This window comes from Mycobacterium sp. SMC-13 (assembly GCF_045311035.1).
In the GTDB taxonomy this organism is placed as follows: domain Bacteria; phylum Actinomycetota; class Actinomycetes; order Mycobacteriales; family Mycobacteriaceae; genus Mycobacterium.
Map to the genome: position 1 here is coordinate 1 of NZ_JBJIAI010000002.1, position 18093 is coordinate 18093.

An 18093-nucleotide genomic window follows, 5' to 3' on the forward strand; every position below is an offset into this window, starting at 1 on the left:
CTCGACTACCGGCCTACCCCTGGTTCCCACCCGCCAATTCTACAATTAATCAACTAATTTACGGCGCAGGACACTAGGCGGTCGGCGTGGGGACCGCGACGCCGCAGAGAGCACGCCCCGCGGAACTGAGCCGAAATCGAAGAGGCTTTCTGGATGTCACATCGACGAGCCCGGCGTCGACGAAACTTTGCACCCTGGACCGGACGAACTGTTTAGACCGCTTCCCTGAATCGGTGAGCTCATCGAGCGTCAGCACACCGCGAGGACCAAAAAGAACTGCCTGCCCGAGCGGAAAAAGGATCGCGCGGCCGTCGTCGTCGATGTCAACGGGGGCGTCGACGTGGCGCCCGACGTCGTGGATGCACTGGCGCAGCACAGAGAGCGCTTCCCGACGCTCATCGAGATCAGTAGCAAGGCGGTGCTGCGCCTCGCTGAAGATCCCGAGCATCACCTCGACGAACGGCGTCGCATCCCCACGGTTCAGCGGGTGCTCGACCTCCGTAAACGCACGATAGTAGGCATCTTTGTTGTCGAAGATCGTCGCCGACAACGAGAACCAAGAGATCGGTGACAGCAGTTCGCCGATGTCGAGGGCCATGAAATAACGCCCGGTCCGGCCGTTGCCGTCGTAGAACGGGTGGGCAACTTCGAAAATCAGATGTGCAACGGCGGCCCGGATCAGCCTGGGAACATCCTCATCACGGCGTTGAGCGAGCATCACCGTCAGCGCGTCATTGATTGCACTCTCCGGCGTCAGCCCGACATGAACGATCTTCTGACCCGAGGTGATCGACACCGGGCCGGCGCGAAACCGGGTGCCGTCCGGAGCATCGTCGGGCACCACTTCGCCAGCGGTCACCGCGTCATACAGCGCCCGGATGTCGTCGAGAGTCTTCGGCGGGTTCACGGTGCGATCGCCAAGGGCTTCGTACAAGCGGACCATCTCACGGAACCGACGCTTCTGTGTCGAGCCGTCCTGCCATGATGTCAAGGCATCGGCGATCTCTCGCCTCGTAGATCTGACGTTCTCGATGTCGTTGGTAGCCTGAATCTCTTCGACGATCATCGAGTGCAGGTAGTGAGACTGTGCGATCGGCGGCAGCGATGCCCAGGTGCTCTGCGCACGCGCGTCGAGCATCATCGCCCGCTCAGTCAGCACAGACATCTGCGGTGTCGCAACGCAGAACATTTGGTGCCCTCCGAGATTAAAGTCCCAGGTCATAGCCGACGGCGACCCTCGACGCACGCGCTCCTCCGCATCGGCACCCGCGGCGTCACGCTGATGGAATATCGACTTCAGCGTGCGATACGACATCCTGCGCACCCTCCCCAACTGATCTGGAACCACGAAACGCGTTCCTGTCGCGACCACTAATCATCGCTATTTTATACGGAACGCCATCTATATAAAATAGATAGCGATTCGACATCGCTTATCGACGGTCTCCACTACTCGGGGCGCGACAACGTCTCCCTGCCTATCTGCTTGGGTAGACCCGATGGCTGACACACCGAACCCGCCGCTGGGCATCGCCACGTTCAACGTCAACGGAATCCGGGCGGCACGCCGCCGTGGCTTCGACGCCTGGCTCGCCGGGCGGGGACTCGACGTGGTGGCCCTGCAAGAGCTGCGCTGCCCGCCCGCGGAGGTCGGTGCGTTCGACGGCTATCACGCGGCGATCGACAGTGGCTCCGTCCCGGGCCGCAACGGCGTCGCGATCCTGACGCGGGAGGCGCCTTCCGACGTGCGGACCTGGGTCTCGCATCCGCCGCGCAGCCGGGGACTTGCGGCGCAAGCGCTCGAGGGCCGGTATCTCGAGGTCGACCTCGCGGACGCTCCCCTCACGGTGGCGTGCCTCTACCTGCCGAAGGGCGGCCTGCCCGCACACCTGCAGCGGCCCGGCAACATCCGCGACATTCCGGACGGCGGCGCCAAGTACGACCGGAAGATGCGCTTCCTCGCGGCGTTCGCGCGCGAACTGAACCGCAGCCGTCGGATGGCGCTCGCGACGGGCCGCGAGTTCCTGCTGCTCGGCGACCTGAACCTGGCGCACCTTCCGCACGACGTCACCAATTGGCGGCCGGCACAGAAGATGGAGGGTTTCCTCCCCGAGGAACGCGCCTGGCTGGACGCGCAGATCGGCCCGCGCACGCTCGTCGACGTGGTCCGGACGCTGCACGGCGAGCGGCCCGGGCCGCTGTCCTGGTGGAGTTGGGCGGGCGAATCGTTCGTCAGGGACGTGGGCTGGCGGATCGATCACCACCTGGCCACGCCGAGGCTCGCGCGGACCGCCGTATCGGTGACGGTCGACAAGGAAGCGACACCTGACGCGCGGCTGTCCGACCACGCACCCGTGGTCGTGCAGTACGCCTTCCCCTGATAGCCAAATAACTTGGAGTACAACGGGTATCGGCGCCGTGACGGTGTCGCTAACGGTCGAACATGTCACTCAGGCGATCGAAGAATCGGTCCGCCTTCTGCTCCAGGCGCGTGCCCTTGCCCCATTTCTCCCACGCGTAGACCGCGCCGAAGATCGCGATCACAATCCCGAAGACGAGAGCGGTGACCAGGATGACTTGAACGGTCGTCGACATCGGATCATCTTCACGCACGCGATGAGTTGTGGGCGGGCCGGCTGTCTACCTCTGTGACGGCACCCGCTTCCGGGCGCCGCGGACCACAGGAGCAGCCCGATGCACGCCATGATCTTCGTCCATCTGCCAGTCGCCGACGTCGCGCGCTCGCGGAAGTTCTTCGCCGGTCTCGGCTATTCGTTCAACGAGACCTTCAGCAGCGACAACGCGGTGACGTTGGTGCTGGGCGAGAACCAGTACGCGATGCTGACGCAGCGCGACGTCTTCGACTCCCTGCACCCGGCCGAGACCGCCGACGCCTCGAAGACCAAGGAGTGCGTCATCTGCCTGGCGGTCGACAGCCGCGAATGCGTGGACAGGCTGGTGGACGGCGCCCTGGCCGCAGGCGCGACGGTGGGCGACACCGATGACGAAGACTTCATGTACGGCCGCAGCTACCACGACCTCGACGGCCACTCGTGGCAGATCTTCACGATGGTGTCCGCTGCCGCATAGTCCGAGAACCGGCCTCGGCGAGCCTTGCCCACCACTACGATTCCCAGCATGCAGTCAGCATTCGCACAGGATGACGACCTGATGGACAGCCCGATCGATCCGTCCTGGGTCATCGAGGGCCAACCCCGGGCCCGGTCGCGGCGCTGGCACACCAGTGGCGACTCGGCGGTCGAGTTCTATATCTGGGACTGTTCGGCCGGAACGTTCGACTGGACGTTCTCCTCCGAGGAGGCGGTGCATATCGTCGCCGGCGAGGTCCGGATTGGTGATCCGCAGACCGGAATCTGGCTGAGGCCAGGCGATTCCGCGGTATTCGCGGCGGGCACCACCCACCGGTGGCACGTCCCGGATTACGTCCGGAAGCACGCCACCCTGCGTAGCCCGCTCCCGCGGATGCTGATCCGGGCCGGCCGTTTCGCGACGCGGGTGGGCCGTCGCCTCGCCGCCGGCAGCGGGCGCATGACGCACTAGTCACCGTCAGCGTGGGGCAACGCACCACCGAGCAAAACACGCAAAAGCCCGACTAATACGTACAAGCTCGCGTTGTGATGCCGGTTACAGCGACCCTTCTGAGATTGCTCCAGTCACCCCCTCAGGAGATAGCTGATGTTGGTAGCCCTCGGCCTCACCATGGTCGCCGCATTCATGGTCGTCATCATGACCAAGCGCGCCACGCCCATCGTGGCGTTGATCGCCGTCCCCGTGGTCTTCGGCCTGCTGGCCGGGGCGGGCAGCGGTATCGGAAAGATGATCACCGACGGCATCAAGGACCTGGCGCCCACCGCCGCGATGCTGTTCTTCGCGATCGTGTTCTTCGGAATCATGATCGATGTCGGGCTTTTCGATCCGGTCATCCGCACCGTGATCCGCATGGTGGATCACGATCCGGCGCGGCTGGTGGTCGGCACCGCGGTGCTCGCGGCGGTTGTCTCCCTCGACGGTGACGGTTCGACGACGTTCATCGTCACCGTCTCGGCGCTGCTACCCCTGTATCTGAAGCTGGGTGTCAGCCCGGTGGTGCTCACCGTGGTCGCCGGGTTGGCGAACGGCACCATGAACATCCTGCCGTGGGGCGGCCCGACGGCGCGCGCGGCGGCCGCACTGAAGATCTCGCCGTCCGAGGTGTTCGTCCCGATGATCCCGTCGCTGATCGCCGGAATGTTCATCGTGCTGGCGTTCGCGTGGCACCTGGGAGTGCTGGAGCGCAAACGGATCGGCTCGATCGTGGTTCGCGAGCGGGTCCTGGCCGGTGTCGGAGGCGGGCCGGAACCGTCGGGCCTCGGCGGCGGTGACGCATTCGAAGGTGCCGCCGACAACTCGGGCGCGATCTCCGGTGAGGTCGCCCGACCAAAACTGCTGTGGTTCAACGCATTTGTCACCATCACGCTGCTGGCGGTGCTCACCATGGACATCCTGCCCATCCCGGTGCTCTTCATGATCGCCGCTGCAGTAGCCCTCATGGTGAACTTCCCCCAGGTGGCCGAGCAGCAAGCCGCGATTACTCGGCACTCGTCATCGATCGTGTCGGTGGTGGGCATGGTGCTCGCTGCCGCGGTGCTGACCGGAGTGTTCAAGGGCACCGGCATGGTGGAGGCGGTGGCCACCTGGGTCACCGGCATCATCCCCGAGTCGATGGGCCCGCACCTCGGCGTGATCACCGGCATTCTGTCCATCCCGTTCACGTTCCTGATGTCCAACGACGCCTTCTACTTCGGCGTCCTGCCGGTGCTCTCGGAGACCGCGGGCCACTACGGGATCAGCGCGGCCGAGATGGCGCGGGCCTCGATCACCGGACAGCCGTTCCACATGCAGAGCCCGCTGGTCCCGGCGATCCTGCTGCTGGTCGCGCTGGCCGGCGTCGGCCTCGCCGATCATCACAAGAAGGTGTTGTGGCGCGCGGCGGTGGTCTCGCTGACCATACTGGTGGTGGGCGTCGTCCTCGGCCAGATACCGCTCTGACGCGCCGATCCGCGGCCGATCCGTCGTCGACGGCGATAGCCTCGACCATCATGCCGAGGATCCGATTACGCACGCAGATCCTGATCCTGCAGATGGTGATCGTGACCGCCAGCCTGGCCGCCGGTTTCGGCATCATCATCCACCGCACCGACACCCAGACCCGAACCGAATTCGCGCGCCGCGCCCAGGCCATCGCAGAGACGGTGGCCTCGGATCAGGAGGTCCAGGCCGGCGCGGCCGCCCAATCGGCGGCGCGCCGGGCCGGCCACCCGGCCTCCGCCGCGGAGCTGGCCGCCGCCCCGCTGCAGCGGCAGGCCGCGGCCATCACCGCCCGCACCGGGGTGTTGTTCGTCGTGATCGCCGACAACGCCGGCTATCGCATCGCACATCCCGACGCGACGCAGCTGGACCGGCCGCTGAGCACCGATCCGTCCGCCGTCCGCGGTGGCAAGTCCGAACTGACGGTGCAGCAGGGCACCCTCGGCGATTCGGTCCGCGCGAAGGCACCGATCCGCGGTCCGGACGGCACCGTCGTCGGCCTGGTCAGCGTCGGCGTGGCGATGGACACCGTCAATCAGGCCACCCACCGCACCCTGGTCCTCATGGTGACGTTGGTGGCGATTGCACTGACGGTGGGCGGCATTGGCTCGGCGCTGCTGACCCGGCGGTGGCGCCGCCTCACCCTGAGCCTGGAGCCCGAGGAGATGGCCGAGCTGATCCGCGAGCAGGACGCGGTATTGCATTCGGGCGCCGAGGGCGTCATCGCGATCGATGCGGACGGCATCGCCCGGGTGATCAACGAGCGGGCGCGGGAGTTGCTCGGCATCACCGCCGAACCAGGGACACCGCTCGGCGATCTGGGCCTGACTCCCCGCGTGGCCGCGGTCGCGGCGGAGCCGACGACGGTGCCGGTGGCCGCGGCCGTCAACGAACGCGTGGTGTTGGTGTCGTCCCGGCGGGTACACCGCGACGGCACCGATCTGGGCACGGTGCTGACGGCCGTGGACCGCACCGACATCGAGGCACTCACCCCGGGAACTGGACTCGGTGCAGGCAATGAGCTCGGCGTTGCGGGCACAGCGCCACGAGTCGGCGAACCGTCTGCACGTGGTGGCCGGCCTGCTCCGCGACGACCGGACCGCCGAGGCGCTGAGCTACCTGGACGAGATCACCGGGCGAGCCGGCGTCGCCCCCGTGCCGGGTCTGGAACGCCTCGACGAGCCGCATCTACGGGCATTCGTCGGGGCGAAGGCGGCCCGTGCACACGAGCGCGGCGTCGTGCTGCGAGTGGGCGACGAGACGGCGCTGGTCGGTACGCTCGCGCACCCGGTGGACACCACGACGGTGGTCGGGAATCTCCTCGACAACGCGATCGACGCGGCGGCCGAGAACTCAGCGCCGGACGCGCACGTCCCGGCAGTCGAGCTGGATCTGCTGCGCGACGGACATGATCTGGTGATCGTGGTGACCGATACCGGGCCGGGGTTCGCCGTCGACGACCCCTTCTTGGAGGGCGTGACCACGCGATCTGATCCGACGGTGCCGGGCGGGCGCGGTATGGGCCTGGCCATCGCACGGCAGGTGGCACGCGGACATGGTGGGGACGTCACCATCGCCGCACGCGGCGGCACGGACGGCGAGCCGACGACGGTGCTGGCGACGATTCCGGGAGGTGTTCTGGACGATGACGCGTGAGCTGCGAATCCTGGTGGTGGACGACGACTTTCGGGTCGCCGCGCTGCACGCCTCGGTGGTGGACTCGATGCTCGGATTGGTCACGGTCGGCTCGGCGCGAACCATCACGGAAGCCAGGACGATGTTGGCCGATGCCGACGCCGCGCAGGCACCGGTGGATCTGGCGCTGGTCGACGTCTACCTGCCGGACGGCTCCGGCATCGACCTGGTGCGCAACCTGCGCTGCGACGCATTCATTCTCGGTGCCGCCGACGATGCGGCGAGCATCCGGGCCGGGTTGGCCGCAGGCGCCCTGCACTACCTCATCAAGCCGTTCCCGAACACCGAGTTGGCGCGGCGCCTGGCTGCCTACACGGCGTATCGGCGGATTCTCGACGGCCCACACCTGACGCAGGAACAGGTGGACTCGGCGGTCTCGGCGCTGCGGTCCGAGCGGCCGGCAGCCAAGAAGGACGACGGCGCCCCGCTGACCGAGCGCCTGATCGTGGACGCGCTGCGCGAGGCAGGGGAACCGTTGTTGGCAGACGAGATAGCGCAACTGGTGGGCATCGCCCCGGCTACCGCGCGGCGCTACCTCGCGGATCTGGTGCGGGCCGGCACCCTCACGATGGGCCTGCAGTATGGCTCTGCAGGCCGCCCTCGCCAGCGTTATGCCCTGGCGTGAGAAGGTGATTGGCCTTCAGCCCGGATCCGGTGAGGACGGCGACGACGGTGTCCGCGGCACTGATCTCGCCAGCCGCATGCAGCCGGCGCAACGCGGGCACGACCTGGGCGCTGGTGGGTTCGACGAACAGCCCGGTCCTGGCAAGCTCGCCCACGGCGGGAACCAACTCGTCCTCCGGGACCGCGACGGCTGTCCCACCGGTGTCCCGGATCGCTTGCAGCACTTCGCGATCCCGCACGGGTTTGGCGATGGCCGTCCCCTCGGCGACGGTCGTCGACCACTCGTGTTCGGCGACCTCGTCCCACCCCTGTTCGATGGCCGTGACGAGCGGACAGCAATTCTGCGGCTGGCTGACGAGGATTCGCGGCATCAGCTCTATCGCGCCGGCTCGATGCAGTTCGCCGAATCCGATGGCGCAGCCGAGGACCAGACTGCCGGCACCGGCGGGCACAAGAACCGCTGTGGGGGCACGGAATCCGAGGTCTTCCCAAATCTCGTAGGCGATCAGTTTGATGCCTTGCAGGAAGTACGGATGCCAGTTGTGGCTGGCGTAGAACGTTGTGTCGGCTCGGCGCACCGCCTCGTCGGCCACGTCCTGTCGGGCGCCGGAGACCAATTCGATGTCGGCACCGTGCAGCCGGCTCTGCACGATCTTGTTCGGCGACGTAGCCGCCGGCACCAGGATGTGGGCTTCGATACCCGCTGCCGCGCAGTACGCCGCGACCGAGGATCCGCCGTTGCCGCTGGAGTCCTCGAGAACTCGGTCGATCCCCTGGTGGCGCAAGGCAGTCACCATCACCGCGACGCCACGATCCTTGAAACTGCCGGTGGGGTTCATCGACTCGACCTTCAGGCCGACGTCGACGCCGTCGAAGGTCCGGGTGATCAACGGCGTCCGCCCCTCGCCGAGGGTCACCGGATCGATGTGCGCCAAGGGATCATTTGGCAATGCCGAGCGGTAACGCCACTGGGAGTTGATCGCAGTGGCGATCTGCTCGCGGCCGATGCCCGGTAGCGGTTCGAAGGCCAGTGGGCTGCCGTCGTCACCGCGCCAGCGGGGTTGGTCAGCGGGATATCGCCGCCCGCTTCGGTCGACAAGGCTTGCTTCCTGCGCAGTCATCGACACTCCCCTCCCACATGAAGCATGCCGGGCCTTCCGCGGACCGCGGGCCGCAGACACGCCAAGCTTCCAAGGTGGTCGCCGCAAAAATGCGGGCCAGGGGATTCCCTAGCCCGCATTTTAGTTAGCTACGCTTACAACATGCAGCTGACGCAATTCTCCACCTCGGTGCCCTCCAGAGCCATCTGGCGCAGCCGGATGTAGTACAGCGTCTTGATGCCCTTGCGCCAGGCGTAGATCTGCGCCTTATTGACGTCACGCGTCGTGGCGGTGTCCTTGAAGAACAGCGTCAGCGAAAGCCCTTGGTCCACATGCTGAGTCGCGGCGGCGTAGGTGTCGATGATCTTCTCGTAGCCGATCTCGTACGCGTCCTGGTAGTACTCCAGGTTGTCGTTGGTGAGGTACGGCGCCGGGTAGTAAACGCGGCCGATCTTGCCTTCCTTGCGGATCTCGATCTTCGAGGCGACCGGGTGGATCGAGCTGGTCGAATGGTTGATATACGAGATCGAGCCCGTCGGCGGAACGGCCTGCAGGTTCTGGTTGTAGATGCCGTGCGCCTGCACCGATTCCTTCAGCGAACGCCAATCATCCTGCGTCGGAATGTGAATGCCGGCATCGGCGAAGATCTGGCGCACCTTGTCGGTCTTCGGCGCCCACTCCTGGTCGGTGTACTTGTCGAAGAACTCACCCGAGGCATACTTCGACTTCTCGAACCCGCCGAACTTCGTACCGCGTTCGATCGCAATGCGATTCGAGGCGCGCAGCGCGTGGAACAGCACCGTGTAGAAGTAGATGTTGGTGAAGTCGATGCCCTCTTCGGAGCCGTAGTGAATCTGCTCGCGGGCCAGGTAGCCGTGCAGGTTCATCTGCCCCAGGCCGATGGCGTGAGAATCGTTGTTGCCCTGCTCGATCGACGGGACCGACCAGATGTGCGTCTGGTCCGACACCGCGGTCAGGGCCCGGATCGACACCTCGATGGTCTGGGCGAAGTCCGGCGAGTCCATGGCCTTGGCGATGTTCAGTGAGCCCAGGTTGCACGAGATGTCCTTGCCGACCTTGGCGTAGGACAGGTCCTCGTTGAACAGCGACGGCGTCGACACCTGCAGGATCTCCGAGCACAGGTTCGAGTGCGTGATCTTGCCGTCGATCGGGTTGGCCCGGTTCACCGTGTCCTCGAACATGATGTACGGGTAGCCCGACTCGAACTGCAGCTCGGCCAGGGTCTGGAAGAACTCGCGCGCCTTGATCTTCGTCTTGCGGATGGCGCCGTTGTCGACCATCTCGTAGTACTTCTCGGTGACGTTGACGTCGGCGAACGGCAGGCCGTAGACCTTCTCGACGTCGTACGGCGAGAAGAGGTACATGTCCTCGTTCTTCTTCGCCAGCTCGAACGTGATGTCCGGGATGACGACGCCCAGCGAGAGCGTCTTGATCCGGATCTTCTCGTCGGCGTTCTCACGCTTGGTGTCGAGGAAGCGGTAGATGTCGGGGTGGTGCGCGTGCAGGTAGACCGCACCCGCGCCCTGGCGGGCACCGAGCTGGTTGGCGTAGGAGAACGAGTCCTCCAGCAGCTTCATGATCGGGATGACGCCCGAGGACTGGTTCTCGATGTTCTTGATCGGCGCGCCGTGCTCACGAATGTTGCTGAGCAGCAACGCAACTCCACCGCCGCGCTTGGACAGCTGCAGCGCCGAGTTGATGGAGCGGCCGATGGACTCCATGTTGTCCTCGATGCGGAGCAGGAAGCACGACACGGGCTCGCCGCGCTGCTTCTTGCCCGAGTTGAGGAACGTCGGGGTGGCCGGCTGGAACCGACCGTCGATGATCTCGTCGACGAGCTTCTCGGCCAACTCGGTGTCACCGGCGGCCAGGGTGAGGGCGACCATCACGACGCGGTCCTCGAAGCGCTCGAGGTAGCGCTTGCCGTCGAACGTCTTCAGCGTGTAGCTGGTGTAGTACTTGAACGCGCCCAGGAACGTCGGGAAGCGGAACTTCTTGGCGAACGCCCGGTCGAGCAACTGCTTGACGAAGTTGCGGCTGTACTGGTCGAGCACCTCGCGCTCGTAGTACTCCTTCTCGATCAGGTAATCGAGCTTCTCGTCCTGCGAGTGGAAGAACACCGTGTTCTGGTTCACGTGCTGCAGGAAGTACTCCCGCGCCGCGAGCACATCCTTGTCGAACTGGATCTTGCCGTCCGCGTCGTACAGGTTGAGCATCGCGTTGAGAGCGTGGTAGTCGCTCTCACCGGGCAGCGCGTGCGTGGTGGCGGCTACCGGTTCTGCAGCTGTGACGGTTGGTGGCACGAGAGTTCCTTCCAGAAATCTTCCAGACCCTCACGAACGGCGATGACGTCGTCCGGGGTTCCCATGAGTTCGAGGCGGTAGAGGTACGGAACACCACACTTACGAGAGACCACATTGCCCGCGTACGCGAATTCAGCACCAAAGTTGTTGTTGCCCGCGGCAATAACGCCGCGGATCAACGACCGGTTGTGTTCGTTGTTGAGAAAGGCGATGACCTGCTTCGGCACGTAGCCACCGTCGTTGATGTCCGGGGTGGCACGTCCGCCGCCATAGGTCGGGAGCACCAACACATAGGGCTCGTCGACCTCGATGCGGCCGTGCAGGGGGATGCGAGTGGCCGGGATACCCAGCTTCTGGACGAAGCGGTGGGTGTTCTCCGACACGCTGGAGAAGTAGACGAGATTGCTCACTGTTTCCTTCTCCTCCCCCGGTTGGTTGTCTTCTAGGCGGTGACCGCCACGGTGCTGAGCGCCTTGATCCGGTCGGGACGGAAGCCTGACCAGTGCTCGCTGTCGGTCACGACGACCGGGGCCTGCAGGTAACCGAGCGCCAGCACGTACTCGCGAGCTTCGTCATCGATGCTGATGTCGACCTTCTCGTAAGCGATGCCCGCCTTGTCCAGCGCCTTGTAGGTGGCGTTGCACTGCACACATGCCGGCTTGGTGTACACGGTGACGGTCATCTCGGTACGACTCCTCTTCGAAAGGCCTGGAAGCTGAACTGAACATGGCTGGCAACTGACGGGGTAGCGCTTTCCGCTGATATCCCCATCCGGATCAGCGGCCCGGCAACCCCTGAAATTCCCGCATCTCCGGTCGTCCCGAGCCACTGCTGTCAGCACGTCCGGGAATCCCCGTCCGACCGACTTTGCGGCCCCGGCCGACCCTCAAATTGTGGGGGCCTGTCGGTCCGTCAAACACTACACCTAGTGGGCGACAAACCGAACAGATACAAGATGTTCTGAACAACATTCGTGAAATTCCCAGGTCGTAAGGCCGAATCCGAGACACTCTCTCGGCGTGTCGCACATCACACCCGGGGGCGTGTCGCGCTCCGACTACCGGTTTATCACCAGCCACCGACATTGATTGTGTTCAACCCGTTCGGGCGAGGATGACCTTGCTCGTTCGCCGCTGGTGATGACCCTCCCACCGACTGACGCCCTGCTGGGTTGTCTTCGACTTGATCTGTCTCACCAGCGACGCGCGAGCAAGCGTTGCCCCGAGAGCCCAGCGGGGCGGACATGACCTAATCAGGAGCCTGGCCGTTCCTCATCAATGTCTTGTCTGCCCGCCCCGCAGGGTTGTCACCCACCCGCACGGTTCATTACTACGGAGAGGACACCACCATCGTGACATCCCCACGCCGAGTCGTCATCGGCGCCGACACCCATCTGGACACCATCCACGTCGCCGCCATCACCGACACCGGCCAACCGCTCGGCGACGCCGAATTCCGCACCAACCCCACCGGCTACTGGGCCGCGATCTGCTGGGCCCGCAGCTTTGGTGACATCGTGACCGCAGGAGTCGAGGGCACCAGCAGCTACGGCGCCGGACTCACACAAGCATTGCAGGCCAACGCTATTCACGTCGTTGAAGTCAACCGACCCGACCGGGCAGCCAGGCGCAGGCAAGGAAAATCCGACCCGCTCGATGCCTACAGTGCCGCCCGCGCCGCGCTGGCCAGCAACAGCCCAGCCGTCCCCAAAGACCCCCACACCAATGCACTCAAAGCCCTGCTGACCGCCCGTCGCGGCGCCGTCAAAGCCCGCACCGCAGCCATCCAGCAGATCAAGGACCTCCTCGTCACCGCTCCCGCCGAGATACGCGAGCGCTACCGCGGCTACACCACCACGCTGACGCTCGTGGCCGCGCTGTCCAGATGCCGACCCGCTACACACAACGATCCCGTCACGGTCTCAGTACTGACGGCCTGCAAAACACTGGCCCGCCGCGTCACCTTCCTGCAAGATCAGGCCGACGAAATCACTGCTGAGCTCGACACCCTCACTGCTGCATTCAATCCTGCACTCCGGGCCGCCCACGGCGTCGGCCCGGACACCGCCGCTCAACTGATCATCACCGCCGGCACCAACCCCCAACGACTCCGCAGCGAAGCCTCCTTTGCGATGCTCACCGGAGTCGCTCCCATCCCGGCCTCGTCCGGGAAAACCAGCCGCCACCGACTCTCCCGCGGCGGCGACCGCGCCGCCAACAACGCCCTGTACCGCATCGCCCTGGTCCGCATGGCCCACGACCAACGCACCCGCGACTACGTCACCCGCCAGACCGCCGCCGGCCGGTCCAAAAAAGAGATCCTGCGGATGCTCAAACGCGCTATCGCCCGCGAGATGTTCAAACACCTCACCGCACCCAGCCCGATCGACGACTACAGCGACCTCCGCCCGGCTCGTCGAGCCACAAACATCACTCTCACCGCCGTCGCCGACCACTTCGGCGTATGGCCCAACGACATCTCCCGCCTCGAACGCGGCCTCAAACGCGACGACACCCTCGCCGCTACCTACCGCCAATGGTTAAACACCCAGCTCAACCACGCCGCTTGACTATTAACAGAAATAGGAGCATCAAGTTGCGGCGACGCGCCGCTCGCGACGCGCCGGGCTCGGCCCGGCGGAAGTGGCCAGCTACGCCGATTTCCACGCGACGGGCATCACTGCGGTGGTACAGGCGTGACGGACGTGACACATGCGACCATCACCCCCGCGTGGCGCGTACCGCCCACACCCCCGCCGCCAGTACGGCCACCGCTTCGGCGACCACACTGAGGACTGCATACGGTACCGGCTCGGCGCCCGTCTCCCACGAATCCGAACAGGCCGACGGTTCGCGACAGCGCGAACGCCGCCAATGCCCCCGCCGACAGCACTCCCGAGGCCCATCCGAACCACCGCGGCGCACCCACCGCCAGCAGCGCGCCGACGGCACAGAACACCGCTGCCTGCACCAGGAAGCCGGTGCCGATCGTCGGGATGTGTCGGTACCCGTGCACATAGAGGTAGGCGTGCACACCGCCGCTGACAACCATGGCCGCCGCGATCACCAAACGGTAGACAAGAGTCACAGCAGGGTCCGTTCCTTGAGCGCGAGCGTGTGCTGACCGGTCTGGTAACTGACCTCACGGATACCGAGCGCGTCGTGCAGCTTGCCGGCCGGCAACGTCAGCGGTTTCGGTGCCGGACCGTCGCCGGGATGCGGCAACGGGTAAGCGGTGGTGGTGCCGCTGTGGAAAGTGATGTTGCCCTCGGTCTTCGAAAATACCTGGTGCACATGCCCGTTGAGGCAGGTCACCGAGGCGAACCGCTTCAGGTAGCTCAGGGCCTGGGCGGAGTCGTCGGTCCCCCAGCCCCAGTCGGGATACATCGCGAACAGCGGGATGTGGCTGAACACCACGATCGGGGTATCGCTCGACAGCGCGGCGACGTCCTTCTCCACGAACTCGAGTTGATCGACGCCGAGGTGGCCGAGTTTCTTCAGGTTCAGTGTGTTCACCAATGCGATGACATGTACGCCGGCGATATCGAAGCTGTACCAGCCGTCGCCGCGGGTGCCCGCGCCGAAAGCCTGGCGGTACTTGGCGCCGGCGTCGTCGGCCGAATCATGTTCTCCCGGAACGGTGAACACGTGCGGGGTGCGCAGTCCGGTCATCATCTGCCGGACCTGGTCGAATTGTTCCGGCGTGGCCAGATGCGTCAGATCGCCCGTGTGGATGACGAAATCCGGCGTGTAGCCGAGGTTGTTGATGGTGTCGATGGCATGGGTGAACGAGCCGGCGACGTCGGTGTTGGCGGCACCGGTGAAGCCGATGTGACTGTCACTGACCTGGGCGAAGCGCAGCGTGGGCTGCGCGGCCGGCCCGGAAGAGCTACCTGCGACGTGCGACAGCACTTCCCCGCCGACCACCGACAGCCCCACGGCCGCGCCGAACCACGCCGTGTGCCGGAGCAGTTGGCGGCGGTTCATCTGCTGCGGGTCGCCTTGCGAGTCACTCATTTGACGACCACCGTCCCGTGCATGAAGGGGTGAATGCCGCAGACGTACGTGTAGGTGCCGGGCGCTGCGAACACGTAGCTGAAGGTGGCGCCGGAACCCATTGTCGGAGAGCGGAACTGACCGCCTTCGGCGACGACGTTGTGTGGGTCTTCGTCGTGGTTGGTCCACGTCACGGTCGTTCCGGCCGGCACCGTCAGCGTGTCGGGCGCGAACGCGAAGTTGTCGATGTTGACGGCGTTCGGGCCGGCCGGCATCGGCGCCTGGTGGCCCGGTTCGGGCGGGGCCATCGTCATCGAGCCCATCGCGGGTCCGGACCCGGAGCCCGACATGCCAGGCGTGACGCCGGAACTGAAAACCGCGGTTGCAGTTGAGCTTTGTGGAACGGTCGAGGTGCATGCGGACAGGAACAGGACTGCGCCGGAGAGCGCCACCAGGGATCGTCGCGACACGACGGGAACCTCCGTAGTCGTCGGGTACGGGCGCGCCTGCGCACCCTCACCAACAGATACGGCGGCGGGTTACACCGCCTCAGGCCGGCTGGCTCGGCGGCGTCGGCGCGAAAACCTCGATCACGCCGCCCACCTCCCGAACCTCGAACTTCGGCAAGGGTTTTGGCGCAATCGGCAACTGATGGGTCAGGACGTGACCGTCCGTGGCGAACGACGTGGAATGGCACGGGCAGCGCAACCTGTCGTCCGGCCCGTCGAACCAGAGCCGGCAGCCCTGATGCGTGCAGACACCCGAGATGCCCTGCACGTTCCCGTCGACCCTGCGCACGAACCCCACGACCGAGCCCAGGTCGAACGGATGCACCGCACCCTCCGACACCTCGGCGCTGTCGGCGACCTTCTGCCACGTCCCCGCCGACGGAACCAACTCCTGGCTCGCGGTGTCCTGCTTGCCAGACCCACTGCGGCCCACCAAAGCCCGGTCGACGGCGACCGCGGCCACCGCGGCACTGGCGGCCGCCGATGTCCCGACGATCACCTGCCGTCGGTTGGCGCGCAGCCAACCCGGCTTCGGCGCCGCCGCGTCGTCGCCGTCGAACTGTGCGGCGAGTCTGGCGTGCAGATCGGCGAGGAACTCCGGACGCGGCTCGTCGGCGCCGGGCCGGGCCGCCTGTAGGTCGATCGCCGTCCGCATCTGCGCCGCGTCGAAGTCGTCGGGCGTGAACCGCGACGGCTTGCGGCCGCGCAGCAGATCGTCGAGGTACCGGCGCAACCCCCGCGCGTTCATGGCTCGCCCTTCTCGTTGATCTGTGCCGCCAGCCGTAATGCCCGGTGTTGCAACACCTTTGCGTTGGCGACGCTGACGCCGAGCTCCGCTGCGGACTCCTTGATCGACTTGGTCTGGAGAAATCGCAGCTCCAGTATGCGTCGATAGTTGTCCGGCAGGGCGTCCAACACCGCAGCGACACGGTCCGGCGCGGTACTGATGGACTCCTCGGCTTCCGGCGGCGCCTCGATGTCCAGGTCGATCACCGTGATCTCCCGCCCCATCGTCTCGCGCCAGTGCGCGGCGAGCACCGTGCGCGCGGTACTGCGCAGATAGGCCCGCACCTCGGCAGCACTTGCCGTCAGCCGCAACGGCCGCAGCGCGGCGAGAAACACCTCGGCGGTGAGGTCCTCGGCGTCGGCCTGATTGCCGACCCGCGCGTAGATCGTGCGGTACACCCACGTCGCGTTGTCCTGGTAGACGGATTCCCAGTCGGGATACCGGGAATCCGACGACACCACGCGGAGCGGGGGTCGGTGCACAGGATCACGCTGTGCAGACACATTGGCCCCGTCTCATCGGTGCGGCCCGGCACACCCCGGGACCACTTCGACAAGTAGATAGCCGCCGGGGTTACATCGGGCTGCCGCGGGCAACACCGTCACCCGCCGTCGTCCACCGGGTCCAGCAGCCGGTCACCGAACAGACTGCACAGCAGCAGCGCCACCTCGACGTCGAGCCGGTCGTCCTCGATGGGCCGGCCCCGGCGTTCGATCGCCCGCTGCACCCGGTATTTCACCGAGTTCGTGTGCAGGTGCAGTTCCTCGGCCGCGGCCTTGTTGCTGCCGCCCGCCTTGAGGAAGGCCTGCAGCGTCTCCCGGAGGCGCTGGTCGCCGTCGGTCGAACAGGCCAGCGGGCCAAGCACTTCCGTGGCCCACGCCGACAGCGCATCGACATTCGACCCCAGCAGTGCCGCGAGTGCGATGCCACGGTGGCCGAACGCGGTGAACCGGCGCCGCTGCGGGCCCGACGCCACCGCGACGGCGCGGGCGTCTTCGGCCTGCCGGTGCGACAGCCGGAAGCCGGCGACGCCGGACTGCGGAGTGCCGGCGGCGACGTACGGCCCGTCGGCCGGCACCAGGCTCCCCAGCCACGTCACCGCCTCCGCGATCACTGCCGCGGGCACTGCGACCCAGGCCCATGCCGTGGCGCGGTCGACCGAGACGAAAAGCGGCGAATCTGCCGCGCCGATCGACGCGGCGAACTGCTGGATCAGCCGTTCCATCTCGGCCAACCGGTCCTCGGAGTCGTCGCACCACAGCACCACCGCGAGATGGGTGCGCTGCAGTGGATAACGGATCGCCACCGTCGCGGCGTCGATGTCGACGTCGCCGCCGGCCAGCAGTTCACGAATCTCCGTGATGCGCACGCTGTTCCGGTTCTCCAGCCAACTCTCGCGAGCCTGTTGGTACACCTCGACGACCTCTTGGGAGATCCTGTCGATGTAGTTGAACGAGATCGTCGACATCACGTCGAAGACGTCCAACGCCAGCTGCGGGTCGAAGTCCGCGGTCCGGACCTCCTCCAGGACCTCTTTCAGTACCGCCTGATGGCCGAGCCGGTACGACCGGACGAGCACATTGGCGGAGATGTCGCGCTGCGCCAGCCGCCGCGCGTGTTCGATCGCGGCCGCGGGGGCATGCAGGAGGTCGATCGAGATACCGTGTCGCGCCGCGGCGAAGAACGCATCGATGTTCGCGGCGACCGAGTCTGCCAGGATCTGCTGAAGTTGCTCTTCGTCGCGCAGCTCGGCGATGTCGGACACCAGCAGCTCGGAGATGGAGCGCGTGATGTCGGTGAGCCGAGCGTCCAGTCGCGTGCCGATTCCGGCCACCGCCTGCGTCAACGCGTCACCCGCGCCGGTGCGGTCTGCGCCACCGGCCACGTTAACTGCCTGTTTTCCCGGCCACCCCCAAACCGTAGTTCGTCGTCAGTCCGTTTGTCCCCGAAGAACGGCAGCTACCGGAATTT

General features: G+C 65.9%; 19 protein-coding genes and 1 pseudogene. 8 read left to right on the forward strand and 12 right to left on the reverse strand.

What is annotated here, in order from left to right:
* Positions 1 to 73: 73 nt before the first annotated feature.
* Entirely contained in the window at positions 74 to 1315 is a 1242-nt protein-coding gene (locus ACJH6I_RS02995; protein ID WP_135357878.1) for a Fic family protein, read from the reverse strand.
* 184 nt (positions 1316 to 1499) lie between these two features.
* Here ACJH6I_RS02995 and ACJH6I_RS03000 point away from each other — a divergent pair, with 184 nt between their 5' ends.
* Entirely contained in the window at positions 1500 to 2381 is an 882-nt protein-coding gene (locus tag ACJH6I_RS03000) for an exodeoxyribonuclease III (protein ID WP_061000385.1), read from the forward strand.
* A gap of 49 nt (positions 2382 to 2430) precedes the next feature.
* Here the strand turns inward: ACJH6I_RS03000 and ACJH6I_RS03005 are convergent, their stop codons facing one another.
* Positions 2431 to 2595, reverse strand: a complete 165-nt coding sequence (locus tag ACJH6I_RS03005) for a hypothetical protein (RefSeq protein ID WP_165605526.1) — start codon at positions 2593 to 2595, stop codon at positions 2431 to 2433.
* 99 nt (positions 2596 to 2694) lie between these two features.
* Between ACJH6I_RS03005 and ACJH6I_RS03010 the strand changes: the two genes are divergently transcribed.
* From ACJH6I_RS03010 to ACJH6I_RS03035, 6 genes are all read left to right on the forward strand, one after another.
* Entirely contained in the window at positions 2695 to 3090 is a 396-nt protein-coding gene (locus tag ACJH6I_RS03010; RefSeq protein WP_061000391.1) for a VOC family protein, read from the forward strand.
* A gap of 48 nt (positions 3091 to 3138) precedes the next feature.
* Positions 3139 to 3561 (forward strand): cupin domain-containing protein, encoded by a 423-nt coding sequence (locus ACJH6I_RS03015; RefSeq protein WP_061000393.1) that lies wholly within the window; start codon positions 3139 to 3141, stop codon positions 3559 to 3561.
* A gap of 135 nt (positions 3562 to 3696) precedes the next feature.
* Positions 3697 to 5049 (forward strand): CitMHS family transporter, encoded by a 1353-nt coding sequence (locus ACJH6I_RS03020; RefSeq protein WP_406783713.1) that lies wholly within the window; start codon positions 3697 to 3699, stop codon positions 5047 to 5049.
* A 50-nt stretch (positions 5050 to 5099) separates the two neighbouring features.
* Entirely contained in the window at positions 5100 to 6500 is a 1401-nt protein-coding gene (locus tag ACJH6I_RS03025; RefSeq protein WP_244602420.1) for a hypothetical protein, read from the forward strand.
* Positions 6394 to 6744, forward strand: a complete 351-nt coding sequence (locus ACJH6I_RS03030; protein WP_234789576.1) for a sensor histidine kinase — start codon at positions 6394 to 6396, stop codon at positions 6742 to 6744. Before ACJH6I_RS03025 ends, ACJH6I_RS03030 begins: the two co-directional genes overlap by 107 nt.
* On the forward strand, positions 6734 to 7408 hold the full coding sequence (locus tag ACJH6I_RS03035) for a response regulator (protein WP_064858005.1): 675 nt from the start codon (positions 6734 to 6736) through the stop codon (positions 7406 to 7408). The genes ACJH6I_RS03030 and ACJH6I_RS03035 overlap by 11 nt, the downstream gene beginning before the upstream one ends.
* On the opposite strand, the gene ACJH6I_RS03040 is transcribed toward ACJH6I_RS03035, so the two are convergent.
* From ACJH6I_RS03040 to nrdH, 4 genes are all read right to left on the reverse strand, one after another.
* Complete coding sequence (locus ACJH6I_RS03040) at positions 7347 to 8528, reverse strand: threonine synthase (RefSeq protein WP_135357879.1); 1182 nt, start codon at positions 8526 to 8528, stop codon at positions 7347 to 7349. The genes ACJH6I_RS03035 and ACJH6I_RS03040 overlap by 62 nt on opposite strands.
* Positions 8529 to 8662: 134 nt before the next feature.
* Positions 8663 to 10831 carry a class 1b ribonucleoside-diphosphate reductase subunit alpha gene (gene nrdE, locus ACJH6I_RS03045; RefSeq protein ID WP_082762311.1) on the reverse strand — a complete coding sequence of 723 codons (2169 nt, stop codon included), beginning with the start codon at positions 10829 to 10831 and terminating at the stop codon, positions 8663 to 8665.
* Positions 10798 to 11241, reverse strand: coding sequence for a class Ib ribonucleoside-diphosphate reductase assembly flavoprotein NrdI (gene nrdI / locus ACJH6I_RS03050; protein WP_061000407.1), 444 nt, complete (start codon positions 11239 to 11241; stop codon positions 10798 to 10800). The genes nrdE and nrdI overlap by 34 nt, the downstream gene beginning before the upstream one ends.
* Before the next feature lie 32 nt (positions 11242 to 11273).
* Positions 11274 to 11513 (reverse strand): glutaredoxin-like protein NrdH, encoded by a 240-nt coding sequence (gene nrdH, locus ACJH6I_RS03055; protein ID WP_020104016.1) that lies wholly within the window; start codon positions 11511 to 11513, stop codon positions 11274 to 11276.
* A 669-nt stretch (positions 11514 to 12182) separates the two neighbouring features.
* Between nrdH and ACJH6I_RS03060 the strand changes: the two genes are divergently transcribed.
* Complete coding sequence (locus tag ACJH6I_RS03060) at positions 12183 to 13400, forward strand: IS110 family transposase (RefSeq protein ID WP_406783714.1); 1218 nt, start codon at positions 12183 to 12185, stop codon at positions 13398 to 13400.
* 151 nt (positions 13401 to 13551) lie between these two features.
* Here ACJH6I_RS03060 and ACJH6I_RS03065 read toward each other — a convergent pair.
* The 6 genes and pseudogenes from ACJH6I_RS03065 to ACJH6I_RS03090 form a co-directional block, all read right to left on the reverse strand.
* Positions 13552 to 13918, reverse strand: a pseudogene (locus ACJH6I_RS03065) (hypothetical protein).
* Positions 13915 to 14847: a metallophosphoesterase gene (locus ACJH6I_RS03070; RefSeq protein ID WP_064860709.1), complete on the reverse strand. Its 933-nt coding sequence runs from the start codon at positions 14845 to 14847 to the stop codon at positions 13915 to 13917. Before ACJH6I_RS03070 ends, ACJH6I_RS03065 begins: the two are co-directional and overlap by 4 nt.
* Positions 14844 to 15176, reverse strand: coding sequence for a cupredoxin family copper-binding protein (locus ACJH6I_RS03075; RefSeq protein ID WP_374704303.1), 333 nt, complete (start codon positions 15174 to 15176; stop codon positions 14844 to 14846). The genes ACJH6I_RS03070 and ACJH6I_RS03075 overlap by 4 nt, the downstream gene beginning before the upstream one ends.
* Before the next feature lie 199 nt (positions 15177 to 15375).
* Positions 15376 to 16083, reverse strand: a complete 708-nt coding sequence (locus tag ACJH6I_RS03080) for a Rieske (2Fe-2S) protein (RefSeq protein WP_212813716.1) — start codon at positions 16081 to 16083, stop codon at positions 15376 to 15378.
* Positions 16080 to 16625 (reverse strand): RNA polymerase sigma factor, encoded by a 546-nt coding sequence (locus tag ACJH6I_RS03085; protein WP_212813713.1) that lies wholly within the window; start codon positions 16623 to 16625, stop codon positions 16080 to 16082. Before ACJH6I_RS03085 ends, ACJH6I_RS03080 begins: the two co-directional genes overlap by 4 nt.
* Positions 16626 to 16723: 98 nt before the next feature.
* Positions 16724 to 18007: a CdaR family transcriptional regulator gene (locus ACJH6I_RS03090; protein ID WP_082934901.1), complete on the reverse strand. Its 1284-nt coding sequence runs from the start codon at positions 18005 to 18007 to the stop codon at positions 16724 to 16726.
* Positions 18008 to 18093 lie beyond the last annotated feature (86 nt).

Bases quoted from the DNA above. Each gene is read 5' to 3' on its own strand.
- ACJH6I_RS03000 (WP_061000385.1), top strand. From the start codon at position 1,500: ATGGCTGACACACCGAACCCGCCGCTGGGCATCGCCACGTTCAACGTC.
- ACJH6I_RS03010 (WP_061000391.1), top strand. From the start codon at position 2,695: ATGCACGCCATGATCTTCGTCCATCTGCCAGTCGCCGACGTCGCGCGC.
- ACJH6I_RS03080 (WP_212813716.1), bottom strand. From the start codon at position 16,083: ATGAACGCGCGGGGGTTGCGCCGGTACCTCGACGATCTGCTGCGCGGC.
- ACJH6I_RS02995 (WP_135357878.1), bottom strand. From the start codon at position 1,315: ATGTCGTATCGCACGCTGAAGTCGATATTCCATCAGCGTGACGCCGCG.
- ACJH6I_RS03005 (WP_165605526.1), bottom strand. From the start codon at position 2,595: ATGTCGACGACCGTTCAAGTCATCCTGGTCACCGCTCTCGTCTTCGGG.
- ACJH6I_RS03035 (WP_064858005.1), top strand. From the start codon at position 6,734: ATGACGCGTGAGCTGCGAATCCTGGTGGTGGACGACGACTTTCGGGTC.
- ACJH6I_RS03040 (WP_135357879.1), bottom strand. From the start codon at position 8,528: ATGACTGCGCAGGAAGCAAGCCTTGTCGACCGAAGCGGGCGGCGATAT.
- nrdH (WP_020104016.1), bottom strand. From the start codon at position 11,513: ATGACCGTCACCGTGTACACCAAGCCGGCATGTGTGCAGTGCAACGCC.
- ACJH6I_RS03075 (WP_374704303.1), bottom strand. From the start codon at position 15,176: ATGTCGGGCTCCGGGTCCGGACCCGCGATGGGCTCGATGACGATGGCC.
- ACJH6I_RS03025 (WP_244602420.1), top strand. From the start codon at position 5,100: ATGCCGAGGATCCGATTACGCACGCAGATCCTGATCCTGCAGATGGTG.
- ACJH6I_RS03015 (WP_061000393.1), top strand. From the start codon at position 3,139: ATGCAGTCAGCATTCGCACAGGATGACGACCTGATGGACAGCCCGATC.
- ACJH6I_RS03070 (WP_064860709.1), bottom strand. From the start codon at position 14,847: ATGAGTGACTCGCAAGGCGACCCGCAGCAGATGAACCGCCGCCAACTG.
- ACJH6I_RS03020 (WP_406783713.1), top strand. From the start codon at position 3,697: ATGTTGGTAGCCCTCGGCCTCACCATGGTCGCCGCATTCATGGTCGTC.